Below are 10,450 nucleotides of genomic sequence, written 5' to 3'. Positions count from 1 at the left end.
GGGACGAGGAGTTGACGTCCCCCGAGTACTGGGTGGACCACGTCCGCCGCACCGTCCGCTACGCCGACGCGCTCCAGGCGCTCGCCGAGCGCAAGGTGAGCCGGTTCCTCGAAGTCGGCCCCGACGGCACCCTCACCGCTCTCGCCCGGTCGGTCTTCGACGGCGGCACCCGGGTCGTGGTGCCCGCGCTGCGCAAGGAGGGGTCGGAGCAGGTCGCCCTGCTGAGTGCCGTCGGTGCGCTGCACGTGCACGGGCTCAGCCCCGACTGGTCCACGCTGTTCCCCGGCGCGAAGAACGTCACACTGCCCACCTATGCCTTCCAGCGGCGCCGGTACTGGCTCGACCTGCTGCCCGGCAGCGGACGACGCGCCGGTGGGCATCCGCTGCTGGGGTCCGTGGTGACCCTGGCCGACTCGTCCGCCGTTGTGTCCACCACCGTGCTGTCCACCCGCAGCCACCCCTGGCTGGCCGACCACACCATCGCCGGCCGGGCCGTGCTGCCGACGGCCGCGTACCTCGACTTCGCCCTGCACCTCGGCGCCCGCGTCGGGTGCGACCACGTCGCCTCGCTCGACCAGGAGCAGGCCCTCGTCCTGGACGACCGTACGTCCGTCGAGCTGCAGGTCGTTCTGGACGCGCCCGGCGACGACGACACCCGGCCGTTCGCTTGCTACTCCCGCCGGGTCACCGCGACCGGCGCCGCGGCGGACGGCGACGAGGACCCGGAGCGGCCCTGGACCCGGCACGCGCACGGCGTCCTCGCGCCCGCCGACGCATGGGCGCCCGCGTCCCCGGAGCCGGCCGGCGACGCCAGTTGCTGGCCCCCCGCCGACGTCGAGGAACTGGACCCCGCCGAGGTCGACGCCCTGTACGAGGCGTCGCGGGACCGCGGGCTCGATCACGGCCCCGCCTTCCGCGTGCTCACCGCCGTGTGGCGGGCCGGTGACGAGGTGTACGCCGAGGCCGCCGTGCCGAAGGAGCTGCAGGCGGACGCGCTGCGGGTCGCACTGCACCCGGTGCTGCTGGACGCGGCCCTGCACACGACCCCCGCGCTCGGCAGGGCCGGGTCGGTCGCCGTGACGTGGCGGGACTTCACCCTGCACGCCGCCTCAGCGGAGGCGCTGCGGATCCGGGTGCGCCCGCTGGCCGCCGGCGCCCTGCGGCTGGACCTGGCCGACGACACCGGGGCACCCGTCGCCGCCGTCGGCGAGGTCACGGTCACGTCGGCCGCCGAGGTGCCGCTCCCGGCTGTCGAAGCCGCCGCCGACGACGATCTGTTCGTCGTGGACTGGACTGAACTAGCCTTGCCACAACGGACTCTGACGGCCGATCAGCCAGCAGTCATCGGTGACGGCCCGGTCGCTGCGGACGCCGTGCGGTACGCCGACGCGGACGCCTTGTTCGCCGCCCTCGACGCGACCGGCGCCGGCATCCCCGAGCTCGTGTTCCTGCCCGTGAGCGGGGAGGACGCCGAACTTCCGTGCGGCGTGCACGAGGTGACCGCCCGGACACTGGACGTGCTGCGGCGCTGGACGGCCGACGAGCGGACCGCGGGCGCCCGCCTGGTCCTGGTCACCCGTCACGCCGCCTCCGTCCGGGGCGGCGAGCCCGTCGCCGACCTCGCGGCCTCCGCCGCGCGCGGTCTGCTGCGTTCCGCCCAGTCGGAGAACCCGGGACGCTTCCTGCTCGTCGACATCGACGGCGAGGTCCCGGGCGATACGCTCGTTTCCGCCGCCGTGGACGCCCTCGACGACGGTGAGACCGAGATCGCCCTGCGCGCCGGACGCGTGTACGGCGCCCGCCTCACCCGCCACCGGGCCGGTACGACCGCTACCGCCGCCGCGTTCGACCCCGAGCGCACCGTCCTCGTCACCGGCGCGGGCGGCCCCGTGGCCGCGGCCGTGGCCCGGCACCTGGTGGCCGCGCACGGCGTGCGGCATCTGCTGCTCACCGGCCGGCGCGGCCCCGACGCCCCGGGCGCCGCCGCGCTGCGCGCCTGGCTCGAAGAGGCGGGCGCGGAGGTGACGATCGCGGCGTGCGACGTCGCCGACCCCGCCGCGGTGGCCGGACTGCTGGCGGGCGTGGACGAGGCGCACCCGCTCGGGGCCGTCTTCCACGCCGCCGGTGTCATCGACGACGGCGTGATCGGCACGCTCACCGCCGAGCGGCTGTCGGCCGTGCTGCGCCCGAAGGCGGACGCCGCGGTGCACCTGGAGCGGCTCACCCGCGACCTGGGCCTGTCGGCGTTCGTGCTGTTCTCCTCCGCCGCCGCCACCTTCGGCGGGCCCGGGCAGGGCAACTACGCCGCCGCCAACGCCTTCCTGGAGGCGCTGGCCACCACCCTGCGGGCGCAGGGCCGGCCGGCGTACGCCCTCGGCTGGGGGCTGTGGGCCGAGGACAGCGGCATGACCGCCGGGCTGGGCGACGCCGACCGCGGCCGCATGGCCCGTGCCGGTGTGGCCGCCCTGCCCACCGACGACGCCGTCGCCCTGCTCGACCGCGCCCTGGCGCAGGAGCGGGCCGTGCTGCTGCCGGTCCGGCTGGACCTCGCCGCCGCCCGCGCCACCACCACACCCACCCCGGCCCTGCTGCGCGACCCCGCCGCCCCCGCGCGCCGTACCGCGACCGCCGGACGGGCGGGCGTACGGCTGGCCCGGACGCTCGCCGCGCTCCCAGAGGCCGAACGGCCCACCGCCGTGCTGCGGCTGCTGCAGACGGAGATCGCCGCCGTCCTCGGCCACGCGCCCGGCGCCCCGGCCGCCGACCCCGAACGCGCCTTCCGCGACCTCGGCTTCGACTCGCTCACCGCGGTCGACCTGCGCAACGCCCTGGAGCGGCGCACCGGTCTCAGGCTCGCCCCGACCGTCGCCTTCGACCACCCCACCCCGGCCGCGCTCGCCGCCCACCTGCTGCGCGCCCTGCCGGCCGGCGAGCGGCGCGGCCGGCAGGCCGCCGCCCGTACGCGCACCGCGCGCGCCGGCGCCGACGAGCCCATCGCCATCGTCGGCATGGCCTGCCGGCTGCCCGGCGACGCCGACACCCCCGAACAGCTGTGGGAACTGCTCGCCTCCGGCGCCGACGGCCTGACCGGCTTCCCCACCGACCGGGGCTGGGACCTCGGCTCCCTCTACCACCCCGACCCCGACCACGAGGGCACCAGCTACAGCCGCACCGGCGGGTTCCTCGACGGAGTCGACCGGTTCGACCCCGCGTTCTTCGGCATCTCCCCCCGCGAGGCGCTGGCGATGGACCCGCAGCAACGACTGCTGCTGGAGGTGTGCTGGGAGGCGGTGGAGCGCGCCGGCATCGACCCGCGCACCCTGCGCGGCTCCCGCACCGGCGTCTTCGCCGGCACCAACGGCCAGGACTACACCGCGCTGCTGCGCACCTGCGCGGAGGGCGTCGACGGCTACCTCGGCACCGGCAACGCCGCCAGCGTCGTCTCCGGCCGCATCTCCTACGCCCTCGGCCTGGAGGGCCCCGCCGTCACCGTCGACACCGCCTGCTCGTCGTCCCTGGTCGCCCTGCACTGGGCGGTGCGGGCGCTGCGCGCGGGGGAGTGCGACCTCGCACTCGCCGGCGGTGTCACCGTGATGTCGACCCCGGCCGCGTTCCTGGAGTTCAGCCGCCAGCGCGGACTCTCCCCCGACGGCCGCTGCAAGGCCTACTCCGACGACGCCGACGGCACCGGCTGGGGCGAGGGCGCCGGCATGCTGCTCGTCGAGCGGCTGTCCGACGCCCGCCGCGCCGGTCACCGGGTGCTGGCCGTCGTCCGCGGCAGCGCCGTCAACTCCGACGGCGCGTCCAACGGGCTCACCGCACCCAACGGTCCCTCCCAGGAGCGGGTCGTCCGCGCCGCGCTCGCCGACGCCGGGCTCACCCCCGCCGACATCGACGCCGTCGAGGGACACGGCACCGGAACCGTCCTCGGCGACCCCATCGAGGCGCAGGCGCTGCTGGCCACCTACGGCCAGGACCGCGAACGCCCCTTGTGGCTCGGCTCGGTGAAGTCCAACCTCGGGCACACCCAGGCCGCCGCCGGTGTCGCCGGCGTCATGAAGACGGTCCTGGCGCTGCGTCACGCCGAACTGCCCCGCACCCTGCACGCCGACCGGCCCTCCACGCACGTCGACTGGGACTCCGGCGCGGTACGGCTGCTCACCGAGGCCCGGCCCTGGCCGCACGACCCCGCCCGGCCCCGGCGCGCCGGTGTGTCGTCCTTCGGGTTCAGCGGCACCAACGCCCATGTCATCCTCGAAGAGGCCCCGCCCGCGCCCGCCCGCGAGGGCGACGCCGCGACACCGGTCCGGCCCGCCGCGGAAGGCCGTACGACACCGGCCCCGCCGGTCACCGAGGACCGTACGACGTCGGCCGCGGAGGCCCGTACGGCACGGGTCCGCCCGGCCGCCGGCCGCCCGGTGACCCACGGTCTGCTCGCCTGGCCGCTGGCCGCCCGCTCCCCGCGGGCGCTGCGCGCCCAGGCCGCGCGGCTCGCCGACCACGTCACCCGGCACCCGGAGCTGTCCGCCGCCGACATCGGCCACTCGCTGGCCACCACCCGCACACCGTTCGAGCACCGCGCGGTCCTGCTCGGCCGCGACCGCGACGACCTGCTCGCCGACCTCACCCTGCTCGCCGCCGCCGAGCCGGGCGCCGAGGAGAGCGGCACCGCGCTGCGCTCCGCCCGCACCGCGTTCCTGTTCACCGGGCAGGGCTCCCAGCGCCCCGGCATGGGTGCCGAACTGCACGCCGCGTTCCCCGTGTTCGCCGACGCCTTCGACGAGGTGTGCGCCCACTTCGGGCCCGGCGTCCTCGGCACGCCCCTGCGCGAGGCCGTCCTCGGCGGCGCCGGACGCCTGCTGGACCGCACCGGCTACGCGCAGCCCGCCCTGTTCGCGTTCGAGGTGGCCCTGTACCGCTTGGTGCGTTCCCTCGGTGTGACGCCCGACCACCTGCTGGGCCACTCCATCGGCTCGCTGGCCGCGGCGCACGCCGCCGGGGTGCTCTCCCTGCCCGACGCGTGCACCCTGGTCGCCGCCCGCGCCCGGCTGATGGACGCCCTGCCCGAGGGCGGCGCCATGGTCGCCCTGCAGGCCACCGAGGAGGAGGTGCTGCCTCTGCTGAGCGACGGCGTGGGGATCGCCGCCGTCAACGGCCCCCGCTCGGTGGTGGTCTCCGGAGAGGAGACCGCCGTCCTCGACGCGGCCGCCCGGGTCGAGGGCCTGGGCCGGCGCACCAAGCGGCTGCGGGTCAGCCACGCCTTCCACTCGCCGCTCATGGAGCCCATGCTGGACGACTTCCGTGAGGTCGCCGCCGGCCTGGACCACCGCGAGCCGGTCATCCCGCTGATCTCCGACGTCACCGGCCGCCCGGCCACCCCCGCGGAACTCGCCTCGCCCGACTACTGGGTGCGCCACGTCCGCCAGGCCGTCCGCTTCCACGACGGCGTGCGCGCCCTGGAGGAGGCCGGCGTCACCCGCTATCTGGAGATCGGCCCCGACGGCACGCTCACCGCGCTCGCCGCCGACGCCGTCACCGCCCCCGACCGGTGCGCCGCCGTCGCCCTGCTGCGCCCCGGCCGCGACGAGACCGGCAGCCTGCTCTCCGCACTGGCACAGGCGCACGTGCACGGCGTGGACGTCGACTGGACCGCCGCCGCGCCCGGCTCCGGCCGCGTCGTCGACCTGCCCACCTACCCCTTCCAGCGGCAGCGTTACTGGCCCGGCACGCGCCGCCGCGGCCCGGGCGACCTGGCCGCGGCCGGTCTCGCCGACGCCGGGCATCCGCTGCTCGGGGCACGCGTCGACCTCGCCGACTCCGACGAGTACGTCTTCACCAGCCGGCTCTCGCTGGTGGACCAGCCGTGGCTCACCGACCACGCCGTCGGCGGCACCGCCATCCTGCCCGGCACCGCCTACCTGGACCTCGCCCTGCTCGCCGGGGCCCGCACCGGCTGCGACCGGGTCGTCGAACTGACCCTGCTGGAGCCGCTGGCGCCGGCCCCCGGCCAGGCGTTCGCGCTGCAGGTGCGGCTCGGCGCGCCCGGCGCCGCCGGCGACCGCCGGATCAGCGTGCACTCCCGCCCCGTCGACGCCGGCCCCTACCGGCCCTGGACCCGCCACGCCGACGGCGTCCTCGGCGCCGACGCCGTCCCCGAGCCCGACGCGCCGCTCGCCGACTGGCCGCCCGCGGACGCCGAGGAACTCGCCGTCGAGGACACCTACGACCGCCTCGCCGACGCCGGCTTCGGCTACGGCCCCGTCTTCCAAGGTCTGCGCGCCGCCTGGCGCTCCGGTACGGAGGTGTACGCCGAGATCGCCCTGCCGGAGCAGGCGCACCCCGACGCCCCCCGCTACGGCGTGCACCCCGCCCTCCTCGACGCCGCCCTGCACGCCACCGCGTTCCTGCCGCTGGACGACTCCGCCCGGGGCCGGCTGCCGTTCTCCTGGCGGGACGTCACCCTGCACGCCACCGGCGCCACCGCCGTCCGCGTACGGCTGTCCCTGCGCGACGGCGACGCCGTCGCCCTGGACGTCGCCGACACCTCCGGACGGGCCGTCGCCTCCATCGGTGCCCTCACCCTGCGCGCCGTCGACCCCGACGCGCTGCACGCCCGCCCCGACCGCGGCGCCGGCGACCTGTACCGGCTCGACTGGCAGTCGCAGCCCACCGACCGGGGCGCCGAGGCGGCTCTGACGGTGCTCGGCGACGACGCGGGGCGCGCGTTCGCCGCGGACCTCGCCGCGGCGGGCGTCACCGCCGTCGTCACCGACACCGCGGACCTCACCGCCCTCGCCGCGCGCGACGCCGTGCCCGGCACGCTCCTCGCCGTACTGCCCCACGACGACGCACCCCTGGACCGCGCCGGACACGAGGCCGCCCGGCGGGCCCTCGCCCTGGTCCGGTGCCTCCTGGAGGAGCCCCGGTTGCAGGCCACCCGGCTCGTCCTGGTGACCCGCGAGACCGTCATGCCCGACGGACCTGCCCGAGCGGGCGTCCGCCACCCGGCCGCCGCCACCGCCTGGGGCCTGGTGCGCTCCGCACAGTCCGAACACCCCGGCCGGTTCGCCCTCCTGGACACCGACGCCGCCTCCCTCACCGCGCTGCCCGCGGCACTGGCCCGCCCGATCGACCAACTCGCCCTGCGCGACGGCACCGTGCACACGCCGCGCCTCGTCCGCACCGACGACTCCGCCGCGCTGCGCCCGCCGCACGGCACGACCACGCCCGCCTGGCGACTGGACACGGTCCGCAAGGGCACCCTCGACGGACTGGAACTCGTCCCCGCCCCCGACGCCGAACGCCCCCTGCAGGAGGGCGAGATACGCCTCGCCGTGCGCGCCGCGGGCGTCAACTTCCGCGACGTCCTCAACGCCCTCGGCATGTACCCGGGCCCGGCCCGCGACTTCGGCCTGGAAGGCGCCGGCGTGGTCACCGAGACCGGCCCCGGCGTGACCGGGCTGCGCGTCGGCGACCGCGTGCTCGGCATGTTCCCCTCCGCCTACGGGCCCGTCGCCGTCGCCGACGCCCGCACCGTGGCCCGCATCCCCGACGGCTGGTCGTTCGCCCAGGCGGCGACCGTGCCGATCGTGTTCCTCACCGCCTACTACGCCCTCGTGGACCTCGGCCGCGTCGAGCCGGGGCAGACGGTCCTCGTGCACGCGGCGGCCGGCGGCGTCGGCATGGCCGCCACCCAGCTCGCCCGCCACCTCGGCGCCGAGGTGTACGCCACCGCCAGCCCGGGTAAGTGGGACGCCCTGCGCGCCGCCGGACTCGACGACGCGCACATCGCCTCCTCCCGCGACCTCGCGTTCGAGGCCGCCTTCCGCGAGGCGACCGGCGGCCGCGGCGTCGACCTCGTCCTGGACTCCCTCGCGGGCGAGTTCGTCGACGCCTCCCTGCGCCTGCTGCCGCGCGGCGGGCGCTTCCTGGAGATGGGCAAGACCGATGTCCGCGACCCCGCCGACGTCGCCGCCCGCCACCCCGGCGTGCGCTACCGCGCCTTCGACCTGATCGAGGCCGGCCCCGACCGCATCGGGGAAGTGCTCACCGCGCTCGTCGACCTGTTCGAGGCCGGTGTCCTCACCCCGCTGCCCGTCACCCCGTGGGACGTCCGCCGCGCCCCCGACGCGTTCCGCCACATGGCACAGGCCCGGCACATCGGCAAGGTCGTCCTCACGATGCCCGCGCCGCTCGACCCCGACGGCACCGTCCTGGTCACCGGCGGCACCGGCGGCCTCGGCGCGCTCCTCGCCCGCCACCTCGTCACCGAACACGGCGTACGCCACCTGCTGCTCGCCTCCCGCAGCGGCCCCGACGCCCCCGGCGCCGGGCAGCTCGCCGACGAACTCCGCGCCCTCGGAGCCGACGTGTGCATCGAGGCGGCCGACGTCGCCGACCGGGAGCGGGCCGCCGCCCTCCTCGACGCCGTACCCGGCGCCCACCCGCTGACCGCGGTCGTGCACGCAGCCGGCGTCCTCGACGACACCGTCGTGGACCGGCTCACCCCCGACCGGCTGGAGGCCGTGCTGCGGCCCAAACTGGACGCCGCCGCACACCTGCACGACCTCACCCGCCACCTCGACCTCTCGGCGTTCGTGCTGTTCTCCTCCGTCGCCGGCACCCTCGGCGCACCCGGCCAGGGCAACTACGCCGCCGCCAACGCGTTCCTCGACGCGCTCGCCGAGCACCGCCGCGCGCTGGGCCTGCCCGCGCTGTCCCTGCCCTGGGGTCCCTGGTCCCAGGTCGCCGGCATGACCGGCGGTCTCGCCGACGCCGACATCCGCCGCATGGAACGCGCAGGACTGCCGCCGCTCAGCCCGAAGGAGGGTCTGGTCCTGTTCACCGAGGCACTGCACCGGCCGTACGCCGTCCAGGCCCCGCTGGCCGTGGACCCCGCCCGCCTCGGCGCCGACGGCCCGGTGCACCCCCTGCTGGCCGCACTGGCACGCGTCCGGCGGACCGTCCGAGACCTCACGGCGACGGCGACGACCGGCTCCGGCGGCAGCGCCGGCCTCGCCACGGAAGTCGGCCGCCTGAACGCCGCCGAACGGCGCCGCAGGCTCGTCGAGGAGGTCTGCCGCCAGGCCGCCGCCGTCCTCGGGCACGCCTCCGCCGCCCGCATCGACCCCGACCAGTCCTTCAAGGAGCTGGGCTTCGACTCGCTCACCGCGGTCGAGCTGCGCAACCGGCTGAACGCCGCCACCGGCGTGCTGCTGCCCGCCACGCTCGTCTTCGACTACCCGACGCCCGCCGTCCTCGCCGACCACCTGTGCCGCGACCATTTCGCGGACGGCGACGGCGACGGCGACGGCGACGGCAGCGGCAGCGACCCGGCGACGGGCAGCGCCGTCGGCGAGCCCGACGAAGCGACCGTCCGCGAGCTGCTCATGTCCATCCCGATCACCGCCTTCCGCGAGTCGGGTCTGCTGGACGCCCTGATGGCCCTCGCCCCCGCGGCCCCCGCCGCAGTCCCCGGTCCCCGCACCGGGAACCGGCCCGCCACCGCGACCGGCCGCTCCGCTTCCGACGAGGCGGAGGTGGACGTCGACGACCTCGACGTCGACGACCTGGTCCGCATGGCCCTGGGCGCCGACGACTGAGCGCCCTCCCCCCTCCCTCGTCCCACCCACCGCCCGCCCCTGGCCCCGTGACCGCATCGAAGTGCGAAGTGTGGAGCTGAGCATGTCCTCCGAAAAAGTCGTCGAAGCCCTCCGTGCCTCGCTGCGGGAGAACGAACGGCTGCGCAGGCACAACCAGCAGCTGGAGCATGCGATGACCGAGCCGGTCGCCGTCGTCGCGATGGCGTGCCGCTGGCCGGGCGGGGCCGTCACACCCGAGGACTTCTGGCGGCTCCTCGCCGACGGCACGGACGCCGTGACCGGCTTCCCCGCCGACCGCGGCTGGGACCTCGACGGCCTGTTCCAGCACGACGGCGGCCGGGGCAGCGCCACCACCCGGGGCGGCTTCGTCGCCGACGCCGACCGCTTCGACGCCGCCCTCTTCGGCATCTCCCCCCGCGAGGCCCTCGCCATGGACCCGCAGCAGCGGCTCCTGCTGGAGGCCGCCTGGGAGACCGTCGAACGCGCCGGCATCGCCCCCGCCGCCCTGCGCGGCAGCAGCACCGGCGTGTTCGTCGGCGCCAGCAACCAGGAGTACGGCTCCGGGCTCGGCGAGATCCCCGAAGAGGTCGAGGGACACATCCTCACGGGCAACACCGGAAGCGTCGTCTCAGGACGCGTCGCCTACACCCTCGGCCTGGAGGGCCCGGCCGTCACCGTCGACACCGCCTGCTCGTCCTCGTTGGTCGCCCTCCACCTCGCGGTGCACGCCCTGCGCGCGGGTGAGTGCTCCCTCGCCCTCGCGGGCGGCGTCGCCGTCATGTCCACCGCCGGCGCCTTCGTCGAGTTCAGCCGCCAGGGCGGCATGGCCGCCGACGGCCGCTGCAAGC

Annotated in this window: 2 protein-coding genes; both read left to right on the top strand. The window is 76.7% G+C overall.

The window, feature by feature from the left end; genetic code table 11:
- Nucleotides 1-11: 11 nt before the first annotated feature.
- The gene (locus AC5WRT_RS38350; RefSeq protein WP_496101073.1) at nucleotides 12-9,602 is read left to right on the top strand and encodes an SDR family NAD(P)-dependent oxidoreductase; all 9,591 of its coding nucleotides are present in this window, start codon (nucleotides 12-14) and stop codon (nucleotides 9,600-9,602) included.
- Nucleotides 9,603-9,684: 82 nt separating this feature from the next.
- Nucleotides 9,685-10,450 (top strand): beta-ketoacyl synthase N-terminal-like domain-containing protein (locus AC5WRT_RS38345; RefSeq protein ID WP_496101072.1); only part of this gene is annotated, 766 nt, incomplete at its 3' end.

The organism is Streptomyces sp. NTD91 (assembly GCF_059510455.1).
The sequence above is the reverse complement of the archived record's forward strand: the minus strand, read 5'-3'. Positions and strand labels throughout refer to the sequence as shown.